The organism is Mycobacterium sp. 1245111.1 (genome assembly GCF_001673405.1).
Lineage (GTDB): Bacteria > Actinomycetota > Actinomycetes > Mycobacteriales > Mycobacteriaceae > Mycobacterium.
Window position 1 is genome coordinate 113,674 of record NZ_LZLV01000153.1, and the last position, 20,176, is coordinate 133,849.

Below are 20,176 nucleotides of genomic sequence, written 5' to 3' on the forward strand. Positions count from 1 at the left end.
CGGCGTGTCGCGGGTCGATCGAGATCTCCGTGGTGTATTGCAGCGCGCTGTGTAGACCGCTTTCGTGCGATAGCGCACGCTACAGAATCCCTAGATCCCCGAGACCTTGGTTGATCTCTCTGATCCACTCCAGCGCTTTGAACGCCGGGTCCTGCGGCTCGCGGTAGCCGATCGTGATGTCCCAGCCTTTAGAGCCGTCTTGGTCCCAGCCGTAGCCGATCTTCTTGACCCGCTCCGCGAACACGATGAACGGGATCGGGAACTCCAAGACCGTTGTGCCGACCAGGTTTCCGAGCCAGAAGTGGCCGTAGCCGGGTTCTCCAACCAGGTACGGCGCGGCGTCGGACACCTTGATGGTGTGCGAGATCCGCGGGCGCGTAGCCCAGATCTGGGCGCGGACAGCCATGATCGCGGACAGCGTGAACGCTTTCGATACGCCGTCGACCCACTTCTCGAAGAGGTGGAAGTCGCCCAGCGAGGTCGGAGTGGTCTCCAGCCCCGGAAGCGGAAGCGTCCCGCCGTCTGCGGCAGCCCGCAGCGTGGGGATCTCCATGAACGCCAAAAACACGTCCTTGTAGAGGATCTGCGCGATGGCGTCCATCACGCCGCCCAGCGGCGGCAGGTCTATGGCAGTACCTATCCCACCTGTCGGCGCCAGCGCCGTGTTAATCAGCGACGTCAGGAAGTCCCCGGCCATGTTCACACCTGCCGAGATGCCCTCGTTGACGCCGGGCATCGACCCTCCGCCGGTCACGAAGGAGGTGTCCTCGGCCTCGGTGTAGGTGAACTCCGACGACTCGATCCCGGTGTAGAGACCGTCCTCGAAGATCACGTGCGGGTAGCCGGGGCTGGTGCCGAGGTACTCGGGGCGGTAGTACTGCTCGGGAGACGTTGGGTCCCCGGTGAATACGTCGATCCCCTCGGTTACCCCGTCGTCGGCTATCTGCACCGCCGCCCGGATGAACCCGGTCAGCAGCGAGCCGCCGAAGGTGGTGTTCGTGCCCCAGTTGCCGTTGTCGACGATGTCCCAGACCAGGCAGCCCTCCCGCAGCGGGATGGCTTGCGCGATGGTCTCGGTGATCGAGTTGTCCAGCTCCCCAGCGAGATCTGAGAACGGATGCGGGTCGCCTTGCGACGGCAGGTAGCGCCGACACACGACGGTGAGCTGTGCGTCCTCCAGGACCTTCTTGGCCACGTCGAACCACGACTTGAACCTGGAGAAGACGATCACCAGGTTCGAGTTGTCGGCCAGCAGCGGGAACGGTTTGACGATGTTCCGCCACGTCGCCGGGTTGAACGACAGCGGCATCCACTCGTTGATGTCGAGCGGGTTGTCCGGCAGCGTCCAGAGAGACGTCTCCAATCGGAGGATGTTGACGAACAGCGTCAAGAGGAGACACCACTTGGCCGGGCCGAAGATGACCCAGAGCTTGGGGAATTGGAGTTCCGGCCGGAGGAACGGGTTGGCCCAGCACAAGATGTGCTTCGCCTGCTCGAAGTCGTGTTTGAACGTGACTTCGAGGTAGCGGTCGCCGCCTTTGGCCTTGACGATCTTGTAGTTGACCATGAAGCCGGACCATCGAGAGCCCTGCTTGTCGATCGTGATGTGGACGTTCCGCTTGGCCCGGCCCTGGAATTTCATCACCCACCGAGCCATGTAGTGGCTCAGCGAAAGCCTCAGAGTGGCTGTGCCGGTGTCGTTCTCGATCCACTCGTAGTCGATCGAGCGCCAGCCGGCGACCTCGCCGCGGCGGTTGTAGTCGCCGTCGTAGAGCTGAACCAGCGGAGGGGCGATGCGGAGCTGCTCCAGCTTGTCGTCGCGCTCCAAGACGTCGCGCCAGAGGCGCTCGTGCTCGTCGAGCCGGGACGTGTCGTACGGCGGGTTGAGCTTGGGAGGCTTCCAATCCAGCGGCAGCGGGGAGTTACCCGAGGGAGCCCCGTCGTCGGGTTCCGCCGCTATCACCGAGTCGTAGAGGGCTTGTGACTCTTCGAGAGTCGCGAGGCCGGGCTCAGCCAAAGTTGTTGTCATAAGTGTCTTTCGGGCATGAGAAAGCCCCCCGGCTCTGATGGCCGAGGGGCTGTGCGGTCTTTGGTGGCGGGCCTAGACGGTGAGCGGCGAGTTCTCTTGCTGCCACCTGGCGTACAGGCGGTGGTATTCGGGGTCGTCTTGCGGCGTGGGCGGCGGCGGGGTCCAGGTTCCCGCTAGCCGTTGGCGAAGAATGGTCTCGATCTGCGCCGGGGTCGCCGCCGATGAGCGGCGACACCTCGGCCTGCGCCGCCTGGTGGGCGGCATACCGCTGCCTCTCGGCATCAGTCCTCCTCTAGTGAGGCTTCAAAGTTGAGTCGCGCTAGTAGCTGGCTGAGAAGCGCTCTGGCAAAACGCACTTCGCTAATCAGCGGGTGGATCGTCAACTGTCGTGCGGAGCCGAGCACAGTCGTCGGCTGGCCGGCCATCTCCTTCTCCAGCCGGTCGATCAAGTCGGCGGTCTTCGCGGCGTCGAACAGGATGCGCCGCTTATGCGGCTCGGCATCTAGGTCGAACTCGGCCACGACCGACTGCCACAGCTTGCGGCCTTGGTAGCCGAGGCCGTGCGGCATCTTGGGGGCCATCTGCATCTCCTTTGCCCCCTTGTTTTCGGGGTGAAATGAGCCCTGAGCAGGGCATCTCGTAAAAATCCAGGTTCCGAACCGCGCGCAGCAGGGCAGACGCATTACGGACCGGTCGAACACGCCCCCGGAGGGGTGCTCCCCCTGGGGGCTCAGCGGACCTGCCCAGCAGCAGGGCTGCACCTGTGTGCCTGACCCACCCGGCATGCGTGCCCGCGCCCGTGCGGCGCAGTGTGCGCCGCACCCAGCAGCTCAGGGGACGAGCGCCTAGCCGCGCTGTGCCCGTGCGGCAGCGGGCCGCACAGCGCCACACACGGCGGGCGTGTAGACAGATGCACGCCGAAGCGTGTGCTTAGTCGGCGAAGGGGTCGAACGTGACCCCGGTGTCGGCCGGCGGTGCGGTTGTTGTCGGAGTAGCGCGGTTCAGACCCAGCGGGTTGTCCCAGTCGTACTCGCTTTGCGGCTCGTCCTCCTGAGCCGAGGTGCCGATAGGCGCCGAGGCGAAGGGATCGGTTGTGCGATGCGAAGCAGAGCAGTCCCCTAGAGCCGAGCTGCCGCTCGGCAGCGAGGCGACAGGAGCATCGCTGGATGCGATGCGATGCGAAGTACACGAGATGCGATCCGAAAAGTGAGCATCGAAGTGTGGAGTCGAGTCGATAGACGAGACGTTGTGTGGATCAGAGGACGAGACAGATTCTCCGAAGACATCTGGCTCGGACTCCCTTTGTGGGTCGCCCTCCCCGATGCTGTGCATCTGGTGCACAGCTTCTCTTTCACTCCTAGAGGGAGTGCACTTCTCGTGCACTCCTCCCTTCACTTCTATGTTGTGCACTGGGTGCACAGGTAGGTGTGCACTGGGTGCACAGGGTGCTGTGTACTGAGTGCACAGGGTCTCCATCTCATCGGCTGTCCACGGTGCGTTTGTCATCCGCAGATGCCAGCGTTCCCACGCTGGTTTGGTGGGCACCTTCCCGTCCTTCGGTGGGCCGTAGTGAACCTCCCGCATCAGCCAGCCGCGCTCTTGCAGCTCGGCTATCGCGTTCGTTGCGGTCCTGCGGTTGATACCGAGTGCCTCAGCTACAGAAACCGTCGACTGGTGCCGTCCCTCGGCGTGCGACCAAACTTCCAAGGCCGTTGCTTTGGCCATCGCGGACAGCTTGTCGTCTCGGACGAGTCCCATCGGTATCGCTGCGTTCAACTGTTCTCTCACATTCCCGTGGTGCTTGACCAAATTGCGGCTGGGCATCAGCCGCAGCAGCTCTGTCCGATCGGGCAGTTTTCAAGAGGCTCGCCGCTACGTGGACACTGCCCCTCGACGCGCTTCGCAGCGTCGGACGCTATCTGGCAGTGGCATTCCCGGCACTCTCTGCGAGTTTCCAGCTCGGCTCGTAGAGTCGCTAGTTCGTGTCGTAGGCCGGCGTTGGACTCGCGGAGTCGGTCTGCTTCGGCACGGGCTCCGCGCCTCTGGTGGCGGTACTTTGCGGCCTCTTTGCGAAGCTCTGCGATGTGCGCGATGAGAGCGGGGTCGAGTCTGGTGATATCCAGCATGTTGTTTCCTATCGTGTTGTGGGCGACCTCTAGCCGCCCGGCTTTCCTGTTGTCGTGCTTAGGTTTTCAGTTGCCGCGCTTAATGGCCCGCCACTGCTCTCTGGTGAAGCCGACAGACAAGGCGGCGTTGTACAGCCGCTTCCGGTGGTCGAAGTACTCCGTTAGCGCGTCATTCAGCGCGACGGCAGCGGCCCAGATGTCCGTATCGCCGGTGGCCCTGCATACACGCATGGCCTCCTTCATCTGCTCTTCGATGAAATCGCATAGGTGGCCGCACGCCTGCCGGTCATCCTGGCCGCGGACCGTGCGGTTGCAGCCCTCGCGGATGCACATCCGCTTGCGGCCTCGTCGGCTAGGTCGTCGTGGTGCTTCGTCGTTCAAGTCTCAATCTCTCCTTTCAGCAGCAGAAACCCCGACCCTGTTGGGGGTCGGGGTCCTGCCTTCAGCGGGCTATTCAGTTGTCCCCGTGGGGGTTACATCAGGCGTGGTCGAACAGGCGAACCACGCCGGCCGGGTTGGTGACACCGAAGTCGACTCGGGCCACACCCCTGACGGCAGTGCCGTCCGACTGGAACGCGGCGTCCTTGGATGCGATGACCGTCGTTCCCTGCCTGCGCACGGTGAACAGCTGAGTCGCGTCGACGATCCACGCTGCGGTCAGAGCGTCAACGCTCCGCGAGACGTAGACGGGGACACCGCCGATGGTGAATCCGGCGTAGCCTGCGCGCCGGCTCTCATCGGACAGCGGCTGGTCCTGGACGAGATACGAGTTCGCCCCGGTTTGCGTCTTGATCTGACGCCAAGCCAATTCCACGGTCGGGTTGATGACGACCGCGGTCGGGTTGGCCCCGTTGTCCTTCGCGAGCTTGATCCCTTGCAGCACATGGTCAAACGTCGCGGATGCAACGGCGATGTCCACGTAGCTGTAGACGGTGACGCCCATCGGGAGCTGCGGTCCCTTGGTGATCGCGCTCAGCGAGAAGAACGCGTCATCGACCTTCTTGCTGATCGACCGACCGATTGAGTTGCCGATCAGGTTCGCGATCGCCGGCTGAGTGTCCGCGACGGACTCGTTAGAGACCACCGTGTAGGCCTTCACGGCCTTCGGAGTCACAACCAACTCGTCGGTCTCCGGGTCGTCCTCGGTGATGATGTCCAGCTCGCTGTACCACCCCGAAGCCACATCCCCGGTCAGCAGCGGAATGCGAATGCTTTCCGTGGTGATGGGGAGCGGGGTGGCCACAGCGGGGTTGAACGCGATCGAGTTCGACTCGATCACGATGTCGACCAGCTTGCCGTAAGACTCCGGAGTGAACGCCTGTTGGAGAGCGGCGTTAGTTACTGACATGTGTGTTTCTCCTCGAAACGGAAATGACCCCAACCCTTTTGGCTGGAGCCGGGATTTCGAAGACGGGCCACAGACCCGTTTCTATCGAGCCGCCACAGACGGCTGAGGCGCTCCGAGAGTTCGGAGCGCTGCGAGCCTCGGGAGCCGCCACAGACGGCGTCCCTTAAGCCCGAAGATCACGTAGGGCTACCGGCCCTGCAGGAGATTCGCGAACGTCGGTTGCCTCGGCGCCGGGCCTCCGTGGCCCTGCGACCTGTCCACGGCGGGCTGTGCGGGGTTCCGCGCTAGCCCGGGCCGCGACTCGATCAGCGCGGCGACCGCTTCGGCCACAGCTGCCTCGTCAACATCCCCAGCCTCGGTCAGAAGATCGGCCAGGCTGTGTTCTCCGAGCGACAGCAGGTCTCCCGGCTGAGCAAGGTCGGATGCCAGTCTCTCGACCTCTCGAAGCTGCATCGCTTCGATCCGAGCCTGAGCCGCTGAGAGAGCTTCTCGCGCTTCGTTCCGCTCGACGCGGTACCGGGCCTCCCGAGGGCCTTTTGGTTCGTCCTGAGCCGTCTCAGCCTCGGGAACAACGTCACTCTGTACGACCGCCCCCGTCTCTTGAATCGGAAGCTGAACATCGTCGGTGGTCTCCTGTGTCGCTGCGGTCATGCTGCGTTGCCTCTCTTGCGGTTCCGGCTCTCGTAAAGCGCTCGGCGTAGTTCCATCGGGTCGGTGTCTTCGGGCAGGCCAAGCCTTTTGGCGTTGGCCGCACGTTTGCCGGGGTCCAACGGCCACGGCGTGCCGCCGTTGGCGATGCAGGCGGCTTCCCAGTGCTGGCCGGATTCCTCCCACCAGACCTCGAACGGCTTACTCACTTGGAGGCCTCTGACCAGGTCGCCATGCGGACCGGCCACTCCACGCCGGCCGACGCGATCAACGCGTCAACGTCGTCTTTCGGCTCGGGAGGTTGCAGCGCTGCGGCTACCTCGGGCGATACGGCGATGGTGTCGACGTGTCTGACGATGACGTCATGGCCGCCGAAGCCCCCTCGTAGCAGTTCTAGAAACTCGTCCATCTGTTCTCTTCTCTCGAAATGGAAGAGCCCCGGTCGTGGTGACCAGGGCTCGGGTGTGCGGGATGGCTATGTCGCCATCCCTAGCGCCGCCTCGATGGCGGCGAGCTTGTGGCGTGCCTCGCGGCACTTCAGCGAGTAGCGCGATTGGGCTTCGCTTCGGCAGTCCAGGCACCGACCGTTACGACGGCGGTGCTCCGAGTGCCGGGTGCATCGGTGTGCAGGCATGTTTGTGTTCACTCTTCCGAGCGCCGCTGACGCTCGTTTGTCGGTGCGCCGGCCACAGACCGGCGAGTCGGATCAAGTGATCCTTTGAAGTCAAAAGAGAGAGCCCCCGGCCTGCTGTCCGAGGACAGGCCAGGGGCTACCCGGTGGAACTGGGGAAGTCTGGGAGCGGACGGGAGAGAGGACCGTCCGCCTCCGTAGGGTCCGAACGGACCCGTGGCGGCGCTCTGCCGAAGTCGCGTAGGCGAGCAGCACGCCAAGCCTTGGAGGGCTTTACCCTCCCATGTGTATATGCGCGTTCGTTTTCGGTGCCCGAACGCTGAAACCCCCTATTTGTGACGAGAGTCACTATCTGGGGTTCCGATCTCTCTATCCCCTCCCATATGTATATGGGCGTTCGTTTTCGACCACCGAACGCTGATACCCCCTATTTGTGACGCATCTCACATAATGTCTCTGTGCGTCCCTCGTACGCGAAAAGCCCGGAGCCACAACAGCTCCGGGCTTTTCGTAGCGAGCCGCTAGCGGGCTCTCTTTGCCTTAGCCCACGCAGCCCGTATGACTTTGGTGATGTCGTAGTCGTTCGACAGCAGCCGCCACTGCGGACCCGCGTAGAACAAGACCCGGATCGGGTAGTCGGGGTTGTACGCGCCCGGTGGTTGTTCCCACTCGTCCAGCAGTTGCAGGCCGAACTCGCGGACGTAAGCCTGAGCACGCTGCCATGAGTCGTCGCTGTCCATAGACAGCGGGCCGCGCTCCACCCACAGGTGCGTGCCGCCGACGTCGCCCACGACGTGGATCTGGTCTATCGGGTTGTCTTCCAGCACCGCGGCCATCCGCATCCCGGCTTGGTCATACTCCACTGTTGTTGCCTCTCAGTCGTTCTCGTCGGTAGGCATCCCCGGCCCGCGAGGGCCGACGACGTAGTTGGAGCACGGAGCGAGCCAACCGCCCCATGTGCCCGTCGACGGGCAGTAGTACACCTTCGACGGGTCGCAGAGGCGGACGTCGTTGTATCCACACGGGTCGGCTTGGGCCGGAGCAGCGGCGATAAGCGCGGCCCCGATCGCCAGTCCGGCGACGATGAGCGGGCGCATCACGCGGCGTCCCAGATCGTCAGCTCGGCCCCGCCGAACACCATCACGCCAGCATCACGGAGTGTCCGAGACGCAACGGGGACCATGCCGCTTGTGAAGTCATCCACGCGGTTGTGGCGCGGGTTGCCCTTGCGTGCTCCGCTGCTGACGTAGGTGAAGGTGACACGGGCACCTGTGGCCCGGTCGGTCACCCACCCGGCGAAGAGCCAGTGCGGCTCGCAGATCGCCAGCTCTAGTCCGATGCCACGGAGGGTTCCGGGCTTTGCGTCTCCGCGTGGCGGATAGCCGGCAGCGTCCAGCGCTTCCCAAGCCGCCGTCTGGGCGAACTGCATAATTTCCTCGGTGTGTTCGATCGTCGTCATGGTTGCCTCTCTCTGTTGGGTAGTTCGTGACCCGCGAGGAGTAAAACAGCAGCCTGAACACAACACACGGTAACCGGAAAATATTTGCTCGGCTATCGGCGGCGAAGGCCGAAGCGCGTCGGTTGACTCTGTCTGTTCAGTAAGAATTGTGGTCACTGCCGCCGCAGCCTGGCATACTCGCTAAATTGCCAGGCGTATAACGCTTGCCCGTCGCTCGGGGTGAGCGCAATTAGCAGGAAGTCCCATGAAAGACGCGCTAACACTGCGATTCAGCGGAGCGGACGCTTACACCGCGCTGGTCCGGTGACCATGTTTACCCGCTCCACGCGGGCGAACTCGTCGTCGAAGAGCGAGCCCACAGATAGCGCGGCGTCGACGCAGAAACGGCCTCCCTCGTGGTCGCTGCGCAATTGGCCGGTGCGCTGGAAAGTCGTCGCGATTGTCGCGCTGCCATTGGTGCTGGCAATGGTTTTCGGGGGATTTCGCATTGCGGGCGCGTTGAGCGACGCGCATCGACTGCGGTTGGCGGCCGACCGCGCCGAGATGGTTCCGGCCATTACCAAATACATGTCGGCGCTCGACGTCGCATTGCTGGCGACCTCAACCGGAGGCGACGCCGATGGGGCGAAGAAGAACTACAACGCCCGCAAGAGTGAGCTCGAATCCCGGTTGCACGGAACCGACGTGGCCCCCGATGTGGCCGCCGGCGTCGAGGCCATGCTGGACGGCGGGCAGTCGCTGCTGGACAACGTCGCGTCGAACACCCTCGGCCTGCGCCCCCGGGTGACGACCTACGCGCCCATCCTGTTGACCGCGGAGAACGCGATCGACGGGTCGGTGCGGGTCGACAACGAGCAGATCCGGGCCCAGGCGCAGGGACTCAGCCGGGCGATCGGCGCCCGCGGCCAGATGATGATGCAGCAGGTGCTGATCGCTCGTGGCGCTGATCTGCCCGAGCCCGAGCTGCGGACGTCGATGATCACCCTGGCCGGTACCGAGCCGTCGACCCTGTTCGGGATGGCCGAGGTGCTGGGTGTCGGCTCCCCGGAGGCCAAGACGCTGCAGCAGCAGATGGTGATCCGGATGGGCCTGATGTCCGATCCGGCGCAAAAGCTGGTGAACAACCCCGCGTTGCTGCGCTCGGTGCAGACCACCGACGGGATCGCCGCCCAGATCATCAAGGACATCACCGAAAAGGTCACTAAGGCCGTCGAGGGCCAGGCCCACGACCGCCGGAACGCCGCAATCCGGGACACCGTGTTGGTGGTGTCCGCGATCGCCGCGGCGCTCATCCTCGTGTTGCTGGTCGCGCGCTCCCTGATCCGGCCGTTGCGGGTGCTGCGCGACGGGGCGTTGAAGGTGGCGCACGAAGACCTCGAGCGCGAGATCGCCAGGGTGCGGGCCGGTGACGAGTCGCCGCCCGAGCCGCTGCCGGTGCACACCACCGAGGAAATCGGCCAGGTCGCGCACGCGGTCGACGAATTACACACGCAGGCATTGCTTTTGGCGGGTGACGAGGCCCGGCTGCGGCATCTGGTCAACGACATGTTCAAGACCATGTCGCGGCGCAACCGGTCGCTGGTCGACCAGCAGCTCTCGCTGATCGACCGGCTCGAGCGCAACGAAGAAGATCCCGAGCGGCTCGACAGCCTGTTTCGTCTCGATCACCTGGCCGCTCGGATGCGTCGCAACGGCGCGAACCTGCTGGTGTTGGCGGGCGCGCAGAGCGCGCGCGGGGATCAGCGCACGCCCGTGCCGCTGTCGTCGGTCATCCACGCGGCCGTGTCGGAGGTCGAGGACTATCGCCGGGTCGAGACGTCGATGGTGCCCGATTGCACGATCTCCGGAGCGGCCTCCGGCGACATCGTCCACCTGCTTGCCGAGCTGATCGACAACGCGCTGCGCTACTCGCCCCCCGCGTCGCCGGTGCGGGTCTCAGCCGGATTCCGCAGCGACGGGGCGGTGCTGCTGCAGATCACCGACGTCGGGCTGGGTATGACCGACGGTGACCGCCGGATCGCCAACATGCGCCTGCGCGCCGGCGGAGAGGTCAGCCCCGACAGCGCCCGCCACATGGGCCTTTTCGTGGTCGGCCGGCTCGCCGACCGGCACAGCGTCCGGGTTCGGCTGCGCGGTTCGTCGCTGGAAGAGGCGCGGTCGGGCACGACGGCCGAGGTCTATCTCCCGTCGACGGTGCTGACCAGCGCCGACACGGGCCCGGCGGCGCCGCGTGAGCCAGAACCCACAGCCGTGGTGGCGCCCGAGCCGGCGGACGTACCGGACTACGTGGCCGACCTCGCGCCCGAGGAAGACACCGCCGACCGCAACGGCTCCGAGTCGTCGATCAGCCTGCTGCCCCGGCGCCGGCCCGGCAGCAGCGGCATCACCGGCGTGCCCGCCGCGCCGGAAGAGGTCGTCGAGGCCGCTCCGGAACAGCCTGTCGCACAGCCGGTTTCGAACACCTCGTCGTTCTTCGGCTCACGGGTGCGATACAGCCGGGAGAGCAAAAAGCGACCCGAACCCGAGTCGCCCGCGCCCGTGGCGGAGCAGGAACTACCCGACGTCGACGACGTCTGGGCCGCCGAGGTGCCGGCACCGGCCGAGTCGCCCGACGACGATCTGATCTACAAGCAGATGCTCTCCGAATGGCTGGTCGACCCGCGCGAGCTGGCACACAGCCCGGACTTGGACTGGCAGTCGGTGTGGGACCACGGCTGGACGGCGGCCGCCGAAGCCGAGGACGCGCCGGTGCAAACCCACACCGAACACGGCCTGCCGGTGCGCGACCCCGGCGCGCGGCTGATCCCCGGCGGCGGCGAGCCGAACGGAAATGCCCACCACCGTGCCGACGACAACGGCACCACCAACGGCGGCAAGCACACCCCCGCCCATCAGCTGCGCGACCCGGAGGCCGTCCGCGCCTCGATGACCAGCCATTTCGGCGGCGTCCGCGCCGGACGCTCGCATGCCCGTGACGACGACCAAGGATCCGATCGCGAATGACCTCTGCCCATGGAGACAATTCCCTCGACTGGCTGGTGTCGAACTTTGCCCGCGAAGTCCCCGGCGTCTCACACGCGATCCTGGTGTCGGTCGACGGGCTGCTGATCGCGGCCAGCGAGCGGCTGCCGAAGGAACGGGCCGACCAGCTCGCGGCGGTGTCGTCGGGTCTGGCCAGCCTCGCCAGCGGCGCCGCGCAGCTATTCGAGGGCGGCCAGGTGTTGCAGTCGGTAGTGGAGATGCAGAACGGCTACCTGCTGCTGATGCAAGTCGGCGACGGGTCGCATCTGGCGACGCTGGCGGCGACGTCGTGTGACATCGGCCAGATCGGCTACGAGATGGCGGTGCTCGTCGAACGAGTGGGCAACGTCGTGCAATCGACCCGTCGTGCCGGATTGCACTCCTGAGCTGACATGGACAACCGCGAGCCCTCTCCAAGTGAGCCGCCGCCTGAGGCGAGCCTGGTCCGGCCGTACACGCTGACGGCGGGCCGGACGAAGGCCAACATCGACATCCCACTGGAAGCGCCGGTGCAGGCCTTGCGGTCGGCGATGTTCCACCGGTGGCCGCTCAACGACGTACGGGGCAGAATTGTGCAACTGTGCGTCAAGAGCCCGTCGGTTGCCGAAATCTCGGCTCGTCTGGATTTGCCGCTGGGCGTCACGCGCGTGTTGGTCGGCGATTTGGTGACTTCGGGCTACCTTCGAGTTAATCGGACGTTGACCGAACGCTCGACCCGTGACGAACGCCGCGAACTGATAGGAAGGACGCTCCGTGGCCTACGAGCGCTCTGATGCGGGGGCCGCCGCCCCCCCGCATAAGTCGCGCGATACCGCGTCCACAAAGATCGTCATTGCCGGTGGATTCGGCGCTGGCAAGACGACATTTGTCGGCGCGGTGTCGGAGATCATGCCACTGCGTACCGAGGCGATGGTCACCGACGCCTCCGCCGGCGTCGACATGATCGAAGCCACCCCGAACAAGCAGACCACCACGGTCGCAATGGACTTCGGCAGGATCACCCTCGGCGAGGATCTGGTGCTCTATCTATTCGGGACGCCGGGGCAGCGCCGATTCTGGTTCATGTGGGACGACCTGGTGCGCGGTGCGATCGGCGCGGTGATCCTGGTGGATTGCCGGCGGTTGCAAGACTGCTTCGCCGCCGTCGACTTCTTCGAGCATCGCAACCTGCCGTTCCTGATCGCGGTCAACGAATTCGACGGCACACCAAGGTATCCTGCGGCTGAGGTGCGCAAAGCGCTGACGTTGCCGGCGCACGTCCCGGTGATCAACGTCGATGCCCGCGACCGCCGGTCGGCGACCGATGCGTTGATCGCGGTCAGCGAATACGCGCTGGCGAGTTTGTCGCCGACCGCGTAATGGATTGGACTGATTGCGAATTCGTCCGCCGCGATTTCAGTTCTCAGGGACCGGGCCGCGACGACGATCTCAGTCGGCTGCACACCGAGCGGGTGGTGTTCACCGAATGCGATTTCAGCGGGGTGAACCTCGCCGAGTCCGAGCATCTAGGATCGGCGTTCCGAAATTGCACGTTCAATCTGACTACGTTGTGGCACAGCACCTTTCGTCAGTGCAGCATGCTGGGCTCGGTGTTCGTGCGGTGTCGATTCCGGCCGTTGACCCTCGACGAGGTGGACTTCACCTTGACGGTGCTCGGCGGAAACGACTTGCGCGGCATCGACTTCAGCGGCTGCCGGCTGCGCGAGGCGAATCTGGTGGAGGCTGACCTGCGCAAGACCGTGTTGCGCGGCGCGGACCTGTCCGGGGCCCGCACCACCGGAACCCGCTTGGACGAGGCCGATCTGCGCGGGGCGATCGTCGACCCGTCGTTGTGGACGACCGCGTCGCTGACGCGGGCGCGTATCGGCGTCGAGCAGGCACTGGCCTACGCCGCGGCCCACGGGTTGCGCCTGGACGGCGCTAGCGCTTGAGCCGGATGCTCCACCGCACGTAGCCGGCGTAGAACACCGACAGCACGGCCAGCATCGCCATGTCCAACAGGTAGATGTGCTTGGAGTGCTGCCAGATCGGGTCGTTGGTCGGAATCTGCTTGACCTTGACCAGGTTTGGGAAGTCGATCGACGACGCCCCGGCGGCGTAACCCCACCGCGCCGGCGTCACCCACGACAGCTGATTGAGACCCGCTCGCCCGGTCACCGGGATCATTCCGCCGGCCAGCACCAACTGCAAGATGATCGATCCCGCCAGCAGCTGCATGATCTGTTCATTCGACTGGGCGATCGCCGAAAGGACCAGTCCGAGAGTGGCCGAGGCAATACAGGTTGCGGCAACCGTGACGAATAGCGAGAACGTGGCGTTGCCGAAGAAGGGCGGATGCGCGGTGGGCGCGCCCTTGCCGATTCGGACGATGACGACGGCGATCGCCGCCTGAACGGTCGCGAAAACATAGAAGACGGCGAGTTTGGCCAGCAGGTAGGCGGCGGTGGACAAGCCGACCGCCTGTTCTCGCTTGAAGATCGGACGCTCGCCGATCAGGTCGCGAATGGTCAGCGACGTCCCCATCAGGACGGCTCCGAAGTTGAGCAGCACCATGATGTACTGCGGCTGGGTGGGCGCCAGACCTAACGGGTCGGCGGGCCCGAGTCCCGGATGGGGTCCCTTCACAGTCAGCGCCACCACACCGGTGAGGAACGGCAGTATCGCCAAGAACACCGAATAGCCGCGGTCGGAGATGACCAGCCGGACCTGGCGACGCGCGATGGTGGAGAGTTGGCGCAGCAGGTCGGTGTGCACGGCCTCGCCGAGATCGGCCGGGGATCCCACGGCGGGCGCCTCGGATTCTCGCCTGCCGCCCCGTTCCAGGAAGCGACGGTTCGCCTCGTCCGGGTCGGCGCCCACGTTGGCGAAGATGTCGGCCCAGTTGGTGGTGCCCAATACCTCGCCGACCTGGCTGGGCGGCCCGTTGAAGGCGGTCTTGCCGCCGGGGGCCATCAGCAGGATCTGGTCGCAGACGTCGAGGTAGGACACCGAGTGCGTGACCACCAGCACCACGCGGCCCGCGTCGGCGAGCTGGCGCAGCATCAACATCACCTGACGGTCCAGCGCTGGGTCCAGACCCGACGTGGGCTCGTCGAGGAGCAGCAGCGACGGCTGGGTGAGCAGTTCGAGCGCCACCGACGCGCGTTTGCGTTGGCCGCCGGAGAGCTTGTCGACCCGGGTGTCGGCGTGCTTGGTCAGGTCCAGTTCCTCGAGCACCTGCGCGACGACCTGGGCGCGTTCCTCTTTGCTGGTGTCCGGCGGCAGCCGCAGCTCGGCGGCGTAGCCCAACGCCTGGTTCACGGTGAGCTGGCGGTGGACCACGTCGTCCTGCGGCACCATCCCGATCCGGCTGCGCATCGTGGCGTACTCGGCGTGGATGTTGTGGCCCTCGAACGTCACCGTTCCGGAGCTGGGCTTGGTGTAGCCGGCAATCAGGCGAGACAGCGTGGTCTTACCCGCGCCGGACCCGCCGATGATCGCGGTCAGCGTGCCTGGGCGGGCCGTCAGCGAAATGCCGTCCAGCAGTTCCTTGCCGTCGATGCGGAAGTGGACACCGTTGACTTCGAGTCCACCGGTGCGGGTTGCGGCTTCGGTACGACGGACCAAGTTGCCGTCGGTGTAGACGAGGTCGATGTTGCCGATCGTCACCACGTCACCCTCGCTGAGCACCGCCGAGCCGACGCGCACGCCGTTGACGAAAGTGCCGTTGATGCTGTTGGCGTCGCGGATCTCGGCACCGAGCGGCGAGTCGACCAGGAACGCGTGATGCCGCGACGCCAGCACGTCCTGGATCACGATGTCGTTGTCGTTGGCGCGGCCGATCGTCAACGACCCGGCAGGCTTATTCGGCGTCGACGAGCCGGGCAGGATCGCCTGGATCATCTTGGTGGCGAGGTTGCCGACTTCGGGCGGCTTGCTCATCACCGGCGGCGCCATGCGGGTGTCCTGCTGGACGATCTGCGGCCCGGCAGGAACGGGTTGCCGGGGTGGGGGCGGCGGCTGCGACGGGCCCGAGGGGTAGGCCGGCGGCCGCGGCGGCGGGTACGTCGGTTGCGGATACGGCCGCGGTCCCTGGCCGGGACCCGGTGGAGGCCCCAACGGCCTTGCTCCCGACGGTGGGCGAGGCGGTTGTTGCGCCGGGCGCGCGGGAGCGCCGGCACGGGCGATCGGCATCGACGTCGTCTGAGGGGGCCGGCCGGCGAGACCGTCGTCGCGTGCGATCCCGAAACTCAGCTGCGGCCCGTCGGGGTTGCCGATGCTGATCGTCTGCCCGTCGTACAGGTCGATCACCGGCACCCGCCGTCCGTTGGCGTACGTGCCGTTCAGCGAGCCGTTGTCGATGGCCCGCCAGCGCCCCTGCTCAAAGCGCAGCAGCAGATGCGCCCGGGAGATCAGCGGATGGGTGATGCGCATGTCCGCGCGCAGATCGCGCCCAACCACGATGTCGTGGCCTGCGGCGAAAGTACGTTGGGATCCGTCGTAGCGGACTGTCAGCGCGGGCGGTGCGGCGTGACTCATCGGCCCAACATTAGCGGGATGGCTCACTGCACCGACTGTATCGGTTGCCGTTCAATCGCTCCCGATCGACACGTTGTCCAGCCGATCAGTGCGCCAGCGCGTCGGGGGCGCCCGTCACCACGCAACGGGTTCGGGTGTAGATCGTCGGCATGCACCGGTTGCAGTGCGTGCAGGCGGAACGCACGCCGGCGCCGTCGCGGGCGATCCGGTTGATCAGGTCCGGTTCGGCCAGCAGCGCGCGGCCCATGGCGACGAACTGAAAGCCTTCCGCCATGGCCAGATCCATCGTCTCGCGGTTGGTGATGCCGCCCAGCAGGATCAGCGGGATCGTCAGCTCGGCGCGGAACTGCTTGGCCTCGCGCAGCAGGTATGCCTCGCGGTAGGGGTATTCGCGCAGGAATTTCGTGCCGGTCATCCGCATGCCCCAGCGCAGCGGCGGCTTGAAAGCGTCGGCGAATTCCTTGAGCGGGGCGTCACCGCGGAACAGGTACATCGGGTTGACCAGCGAGCTGCCTGCGGTCAGTTCGATCGCATCCAACGCCCCGTCGTCCTGCAACCACTTGGCAGTGGTGATGGCCTCGTCGACCGAGATGCCACCGCGCACGCCGTCGGACATGTTGAGCTTCGCGGTCACCGCGATCTGATCGCCGACGGCGCGCTTGACCGCGAGCACCATCCCGCGCGCGACCTTGGCCCGGTTCTCCAGCGATCCGCCGAACTCGTCGTTGCGGCGGTTGATCAGCGGGCTGAGAAACGAACTCGCCAGATAGTTGTGGCCCAAATGCACTTCAACGGCGTCGAATCCGGCCTCCACGGCCAGCTTGGCCGCATTCGCGTGGTCGGCGATCACCGTGTCGATGTCGTCGCGGCTGGCCTTCTTGGCGAACCGCATACCGATCGGGTTGAAGAACCGCACGGGCGCCAAGGCGGCGGCCTTGTTGGACCGGGCGTTGGCGACTGGGCCGGCGTGTCCGATCTGTGCGCTGACCGCCGCGCCTTCGGCATGGATCGCCTCGGTCAGCTTGTGGAAGCCGGGGATGGCTTCGGGGCGCATCCAGATGCCGTTGCCTTCGGTGCGGCCGCCCTGGGAGACCGCGCAGTAGGCCACTGTGGTCATGCCGACCCCGCCGGCGGCCGGCAGTCGGTGGTATTCGATGAGGTCGTCGCTGACCAGCGCGCCGGGTGTGCGGGCCTCGAAGGTCGCGGATTTGATGATGCGGTTGCGCAGCGTGATGGGTCCGAGCTTTGCCGGTGCCAGCACGTCCGGGGCTTCGGACATGGGCAGGACACTACCCGGCAGCGTCGGCGCGCATGCCAGACTGGAGCACGTGGCGGCAATCACGTTGGACGGCAAAATCACCCGTGACGAAATCTTCGTCGACCTCAAGCAGCGGGTCGCGGCGCTGACCGCGGCGGGGAAGACGCCCGGCCTCGGCACCGTCCTGGTGGGCGACGACCCGGGGTCGCAGGCCTACGTCCGCGGCAAGCACGCCGACTGCGCCAAGGTGGGCATCACCTCGCTGCGCCGCGACCTACCGGCCGACATCACCCAGGCCAAGCTCAACGAGACCATCGACGAACTCAACGCCAACCCGGAGTGCACCGGCTACATCGTCCAGTTGCCGCTACCCAAGCACCTGGACGAGAACGCGGCGTTGGAGCGCATCGATCCGGCCAAGGACGCCGACGGACTGCATCCGACGAACCTCGGTCGGCTGGTGCTGATGGACCCCGCTCCATTGCCGTGTACCCCGCGCGGCATCGTGCACCTGCTGCGGCGCTTCGACGTCGAGATCGCCGGCGCGCACGTGGTGGTGATCGGGCGCGGGGTGACGGTCGGTCGACCGCTCGGCCTGTTGCTGACCCGGCGGTCAGAGAACGCGACGGTAACGTTGTGCCACACCGGAACTCGTGACCTCGCGGCGCTGACGAAGCAGGCCGACATCATCGTCGCCGGAGTCGGTGTGCCGCACATGCTGACAGCCGACATGGTGCGCCCCGGTGCCGCCGTGATCGACGTCGGCGTGAGCCGGGTCGACGACAAGCTCACCGGCGACGTGCATCCCGACGTCTGGGAGGTCGCGGGCCACGTATCGCCGAACCCCGGTGGCGTAGGCCCGTTGACGCGCGCGTTCCTGTTGACCAACGTCGTCGAGTTGGCCGAAGGCCGCTGAACATGCGGTGGCTGCGGCCGCAATGGCCGATCGTCGGGGTGGTGCTGATCTTCGTCGTGGCATTCACCTTGGCGGCGGCCAACTTCTGGCGCCGCGGCTCGCTGCTGATCGGGATCGGGGTCGGCGTGGCCGCGGTGCTGCGGCTGGCGTTGACGGACGACCGTGCAGGCCTATTGGTGGTGCGCAGCAAGGCAATCGACTTCACCATGATGGCTTCGGTCGCGGCGGCGATGGTCTACATCGCGTGGACGATCGACCCGCTGGGCACGCGTTAGACGCCCGGAACGCCGATTACGCCGTTGCCGCCCATCAGGTTTGCCATCTGCTCGGGGCAATAGGTCCGGATCGCGATGGTGGTGAAAAGCCGGGCCGCCTGCGGCGACATGCCCCGGTGCGCGACGCCCGACGCGGCGGCGGCGAAGTTGCCGCCCGGTGCAGCGAGCATCGGGCAGATGGACTGACCGACGGCCATCGCGTTGCCGGGTTCGCCGTATTCGACGCCGGCGTGGCTCAGTGCGTCGATGAAGTTGTCGTCGTTGGGATCTGCTCGGACCGGTGTGGAGAGCAAGGTGGCTACGGTGATCAGACATGCGACGCCGATTAGCGCGCGCACCGTCAACGGCTGATTCCTGAGCAACAAGATCCCCATAGCCAGGAACTTTCGCTCACGGCCGTCACGTCCAGAACACGGCGCGGTAAAGTTTCGCACACGTTTGGGGCGACACGCGGTGATGCGCGTGGTGTCGCGGCGTGTCTTGGGTTCGCGTGCACGACAATTCGAGCATGACGGGTGAGATCTCACGTCAGACGTTTCTGCGTGGCGCCGTAGGGGCGTTCGCTGCGGGTGCCTTTGCCGATCCGGTACGCGCCCTGGCGGCACCTGTGGCTTCCGGCTGGGATGGGCTGGCTATCGGGGGACAGGTCATTCAGCCTGAATCCCCGCAATTCGGTTCGGCCAAAGCGGTTTTCAACACCAACTTCAACGGGTTGGCGCCGGCGGCGGTGGTCGTTCCGACGTCGGTGGCCGACGTGCAGAAGGCGATGGCGTTTGCCGCCACCAACAATGTGAAGGTCGCTCCCCGCGGCGGCGGGCATTCGTATGTGGGTGCTTCGACCGCGAACGGCGCGATGGTGCTCGATCTGCGTCAACTGCCTGGCGGCATCGACTATGACCCCGCTAGTGGTTTGATCACAGTTCCGCCCGCGACGAGTCTGTATGCGATGCACCAGGTGCTGGCGGCGGCGGGCCGGGGGATTCCGACGGGAACGTGCCCGTCGGTCGGCGCCGCGGGCCATGCGTTGGGTGGTGGATTGGGTGCGCATTCCCGGCACGCCGGCCTGATGTCGGACGCGCTGCGATCCGGCACGGTGGTGTTGCCGGGCGGTCAAGCGGTCACCGCATCGGCTGATTCTCAGCCCGACCTGTTTTGGGGACTGCGCGGCGGCGGGGGCGGAAACTTCGGCGTAACAACATCGTTGACGTTTGCGACGTTCCCGGCCACCGAGGTCGACGTGGTCAATCTCAACTTTCCGCCGCAGTCCTTCGCGCAGGTGTTGCTGGGCTGGCAGAACTGGTTGCGGACCGCCGACCGCAGCTGGTGGGCGCTGGCGGATGCCACCGTCGACCCGATGGGCACGCATTGCCGCATTCTCGCGACGAGCCCGGTCGGATCGGGGGCCGGTGTGGCGTCGGCGATTACGTCGGCCGTCGGGCTTCAGCCGAGCGGCACGGAGAATCACACGTTCAACTACCTGGACCTGACGAATTACCTCGCGGCCAACAATCTCAATCCGGCACCGCTCGGATATGCTGGTGGCTCAGACGTTTTCGCGACTTTGACGCCGGCCGCCGCGCAGGGGATCGCCGCGGCGGTCGACGCGTTTCCGCGCGGAGCGGGCCGGATGCTGGCGATCATGCACGCGTTGGATGGCGCGTTGGCCGACGTGCCGGTCGGTGCGTCGGCATTTCCGTGGCGGCGGCAGTCGTCGTTGGTGCAGTGGTACGTCGAGACCGCCGGCGACCCGTCCGCGGCCCTCGGCTGGCTCGCTACCGCGCATCGGGCCGTGCAGCCGTATTCGGTTGGCGGGTATGTGAATTACCTCGAGGCGGGGCAGCCGGCGTCGCGGTACTTCGGCCCGAATCTGTCGCGGCTGAATGCGGTTCGGCAGAAGTACGACCCGGGTCGGGTGATGTTCTCCGGCATGCCAGTCTGACGTCCATG

The 20,176-nt window shown here is 65.9% G+C and carries 21 protein-coding genes and 1 pseudogene; 8 read left to right on the forward strand and 14 right to left on the reverse strand.

Features of this window, described 5'->3' with window-relative positions; genetic code table 11:
- Positions 1 to 79: 79 nt before the first annotated feature.
- The 11 genes from A5658_RS25895 to A5658_RS25940 form a co-directional block, all read right to left on the reverse strand.
- Positions 80 to 2,029, reverse strand: coding sequence for a phage tail protein (locus A5658_RS25895; protein WP_231997448.1), 1,950 nt, complete (start codon positions 2,027 to 2,029; stop codon positions 80 to 82).
- A gap of 281 nt (positions 2,030 to 2,310) precedes the next feature.
- The gene (locus A5658_RS25900) at positions 2,311 to 2,610 is read right to left on the reverse strand and encodes a hypothetical protein (RefSeq protein WP_231997449.1); all 300 of its coding nucleotides are present in this window, start codon (positions 2,608 to 2,610) and stop codon (positions 2,311 to 2,313) included.
- 349 nt (positions 2,611 to 2,959) lie between these two features.
- Entirely contained in the window at positions 2,960 to 3,853 is an 894-nt protein-coding gene (locus tag A5658_RS29455; RefSeq protein ID WP_156751652.1) for a helix-turn-helix domain-containing protein, read from the reverse strand.
- 368 nt (positions 3,854 to 4,221) lie between these two features.
- A complete protein-coding gene (locus A5658_RS25905) occupies positions 4,222 to 4,536 on the reverse strand; it encodes a hypothetical protein (RefSeq protein ID WP_156751653.1) in 315 nt (104 codons plus the stop codon).
- A 97-nt stretch (positions 4,537 to 4,633) separates the two neighbouring features.
- The gene (locus A5658_RS25910) at positions 4,634 to 5,503 is read right to left on the reverse strand and encodes a phage major capsid protein (RefSeq protein ID WP_067342145.1); all 870 of its coding nucleotides are present in this window, start codon (positions 5,501 to 5,503) and stop codon (positions 4,634 to 4,636) included.
- Positions 5,504 to 5,689: 186 nt separating this feature from the next.
- Positions 5,690 to 5,956 (reverse strand): hypothetical protein, encoded by a 267-nt coding sequence (locus A5658_RS29030; RefSeq protein ID WP_231997450.1) that lies wholly within the window; start codon positions 5,954 to 5,956, stop codon positions 5,690 to 5,692.
- Between the two features lie 194 nt (positions 5,957 to 6,150).
- Positions 6,151 to 6,360: a hypothetical protein gene (locus tag A5658_RS25920; RefSeq protein ID WP_067342149.1), complete on the reverse strand. Its 210-nt coding sequence runs from the start codon at positions 6,358 to 6,360 to the stop codon at positions 6,151 to 6,153.
- On the reverse strand, positions 6,357 to 6,560 hold the full coding sequence (locus A5658_RS25925) for a hypothetical protein (protein ID WP_067342151.1): 204 nt from the start codon (positions 6,558 to 6,560) through the stop codon (positions 6,357 to 6,359). Before A5658_RS25925 ends, A5658_RS25920 begins: the two co-directional genes overlap by 4 nt.
- A gap of 743 nt (positions 6,561 to 7,303) precedes the next feature.
- Complete coding sequence (locus tag A5658_RS25930; protein ID WP_067342153.1) at positions 7,304 to 7,645, reverse strand: hypothetical protein; 342 nt, start codon at positions 7,643 to 7,645, stop codon at positions 7,304 to 7,306.
- Positions 7,646 to 7,657: 12 nt separating this feature from the next.
- Positions 7,658 to 7,882: a hypothetical protein gene (locus A5658_RS25935; RefSeq protein ID WP_156751654.1), complete on the reverse strand. Its 225-nt coding sequence runs from the start codon at positions 7,880 to 7,882 to the stop codon at positions 7,658 to 7,660.
- Positions 7,879 to 8,241, reverse strand: coding sequence for a hypothetical protein (locus tag A5658_RS25940; RefSeq protein WP_067342155.1), 363 nt, complete (start codon positions 8,239 to 8,241; stop codon positions 7,879 to 7,881). The genes A5658_RS25935 and A5658_RS25940 overlap by 4 nt, the downstream gene beginning before the upstream one ends.
- Before the next feature lie 303 nt (positions 8,242 to 8,544).
- Between A5658_RS25940 and A5658_RS25945 the strand changes: the two genes are divergently transcribed.
- Genes A5658_RS25945 through A5658_RS25965 form a run of 5 tightly spaced genes read left to right on the forward strand, consistent with a single transcriptional unit; the run spans position 8,545 to position 13,193 of the window.
- Positions 8,545 to 11,244: an ATP-binding protein gene (locus A5658_RS25945; protein WP_067342156.1), complete on the forward strand. Its 2,700-nt coding sequence runs from the start codon at positions 8,545 to 8,547 to the stop codon at positions 11,242 to 11,244.
- A complete protein-coding gene (locus A5658_RS25950) occupies positions 11,241 to 11,648 on the forward strand; it encodes a serine protease inhibitor (RefSeq protein ID WP_067342159.1) in 408 nt (135 codons plus the stop codon). Before A5658_RS25945 ends, A5658_RS25950 begins: the two co-directional genes overlap by 4 nt.
- Positions 11,649 to 11,654: 6 nt before the next feature.
- Complete coding sequence (locus A5658_RS25955; RefSeq protein WP_067342161.1) at positions 11,655 to 12,035, forward strand: DUF742 domain-containing protein; 381 nt, start codon at positions 11,655 to 11,657, stop codon at positions 12,033 to 12,035.
- On the forward strand, positions 12,016 to 12,621 hold the full coding sequence (locus tag A5658_RS25960; RefSeq protein ID WP_067342163.1) for an ATP/GTP-binding protein: 606 nt from the start codon (positions 12,016 to 12,018) through the stop codon (positions 12,619 to 12,621). Before A5658_RS25955 ends, A5658_RS25960 begins: the two co-directional genes overlap by 20 nt.
- A complete protein-coding gene (locus tag A5658_RS25965) occupies positions 12,621 to 13,193 on the forward strand; it encodes a pentapeptide repeat-containing protein (protein WP_067342169.1) in 573 nt (190 codons plus the stop codon). Before A5658_RS25960 ends, A5658_RS25965 begins: the two co-directional genes overlap by 1 nt.
- Here the strand turns inward: A5658_RS25965 and A5658_RS25970 are convergent.
- The gene (locus A5658_RS25970; protein WP_067342171.1) at positions 13,183 to 15,780 is read right to left on the reverse strand and encodes an ATP-binding cassette domain-containing protein; all 2,598 of its coding nucleotides are present in this window, start codon (positions 15,778 to 15,780) and stop codon (positions 13,183 to 13,185) included. The two genes, A5658_RS25965 and A5658_RS25970, sit on opposite strands and share 11 nt — an antisense overlap.
- 85 nt (positions 15,781 to 15,865) lie before the next feature.
- Positions 15,866 to 17,059 (reverse strand): NADH:flavin oxidoreductase, encoded by a 1,194-nt coding sequence (locus tag A5658_RS25975; RefSeq protein ID WP_067342173.1) that lies wholly within the window; start codon positions 17,057 to 17,059, stop codon positions 15,866 to 15,868.
- 49 nt (positions 17,060 to 17,108) lie between these two features.
- On the opposite strand from A5658_RS25975, the gene A5658_RS25980 reads away from it, so the two are divergent.
- Together A5658_RS25980 and A5658_RS25985 are read left to right on the forward strand one after the other, a co-directional pair.
- Complete coding sequence (locus tag A5658_RS25980; protein ID WP_067342285.1) at positions 17,109 to 17,954, forward strand: bifunctional methylenetetrahydrofolate dehydrogenase/methenyltetrahydrofolate cyclohydrolase; 846 nt, start codon at positions 17,109 to 17,111, stop codon at positions 17,952 to 17,954.
- A 2-nt stretch (positions 17,955 to 17,956) separates the two neighbouring features.
- Complete coding sequence (locus tag A5658_RS25985; protein WP_067342175.1) at positions 17,957 to 18,229, forward strand: DUF3017 domain-containing protein; 273 nt, start codon at positions 17,957 to 17,959, stop codon at positions 18,227 to 18,229.
- A gap of 2 nt (positions 18,230 to 18,231) precedes the next feature.
- Here A5658_RS25985 and A5658_RS25990 read toward each other — a convergent pair.
- Positions 18,232 to 18,603, reverse strand: a pseudogene (locus tag A5658_RS25990) (DUF732 domain-containing protein); the annotation flags it as partial.
- 134 nt (positions 18,604 to 18,737) lie between these two features.
- Here A5658_RS25990 and A5658_RS25995 point away from each other — a divergent pair.
- Positions 18,738 to 20,168 (forward strand): FAD-binding oxidoreductase, encoded by a 1,431-nt coding sequence (locus A5658_RS25995; RefSeq protein ID WP_067342287.1) that lies wholly within the window; start codon positions 18,738 to 18,740, stop codon positions 20,166 to 20,168.
- Positions 20,169 to 20,176: the final 8 nt, after the last annotated feature.

Excerpts from the sequence above, each read along its gene's own strand:
- A5658_RS25940 (WP_067342155.1), bottom strand. The coding sequence starts at position 8,241 with ATGACGACGATCGAACACACCGAGGAAATTATGCAGTTCGCCCAGACG.
- A5658_RS25995 (WP_067342287.1), top strand. The coding sequence starts at position 18,738 with ATGACGGGTGAGATCTCACGTCAGACGTTTCTGCGTGGCGCCGTAGGG.
- A5658_RS25975 (WP_067342173.1), bottom strand. The coding sequence starts at position 17,059 with ATGTCCGAAGCCCCGGACGTGCTGGCACCGGCAAAGCTCGGACCCATC.
- A5658_RS29455 (WP_156751652.1), bottom strand. The coding sequence starts at position 3,853 with ATGCCCAGCCGCAATTTGGTCAAGCACCACGGGAATGTGAGAGAACAG.
- A5658_RS25910 (WP_067342145.1), bottom strand. The coding sequence starts at position 5,503 with ATGTCAGTAACTAACGCCGCTCTCCAACAGGCGTTCACTCCGGAGTCT.
- A5658_RS29030 (WP_231997450.1), bottom strand. The coding sequence starts at position 5,956 with ATGCAGCTTCGAGAGGTCGAGAGACTGGCATCCGACCTTGCTCAGCCG.
- A5658_RS25985 (WP_067342175.1), top strand. The coding sequence starts at position 17,957 with ATGCGGTGGCTGCGGCCGCAATGGCCGATCGTCGGGGTGGTGCTGATC.
- A5658_RS25900 (WP_231997449.1), bottom strand. The coding sequence starts at position 2,610 with ATGGCCCCCAAGATGCCGCACGGCCTCGGCTACCAAGGCCGCAAGCTG.
- A5658_RS25950 (WP_067342159.1), top strand. The coding sequence starts at position 11,241 with ATGACCTCTGCCCATGGAGACAATTCCCTCGACTGGCTGGTGTCGAAC.
- A5658_RS25925 (WP_067342151.1), bottom strand. The coding sequence starts at position 6,560 with ATGGACGAGTTTCTAGAACTGCTACGAGGGGGCTTCGGCGGCCATGAC.
- A5658_RS25895 (WP_231997448.1), bottom strand. The coding sequence starts at position 2,029 with ATGACAACAACTTTGGCTGAGCCCGGCCTCGCGACTCTCGAAGAGTCA.
- A5658_RS25965 (WP_067342169.1), top strand. The coding sequence starts at position 12,621 with ATGGATTGGACTGATTGCGAATTCGTCCGCCGCGATTTCAGTTCTCAG.
- A5658_RS25970 (WP_067342171.1), bottom strand. The coding sequence starts at position 15,780 with ATGAGTCACGCCGCACCGCCCGCGCTGACAGTCCGCTACGACGGATCC.
- A5658_RS25955 (WP_067342161.1), top strand. The coding sequence starts at position 11,655 with ATGGACAACCGCGAGCCCTCTCCAAGTGAGCCGCCGCCTGAGGCGAGC.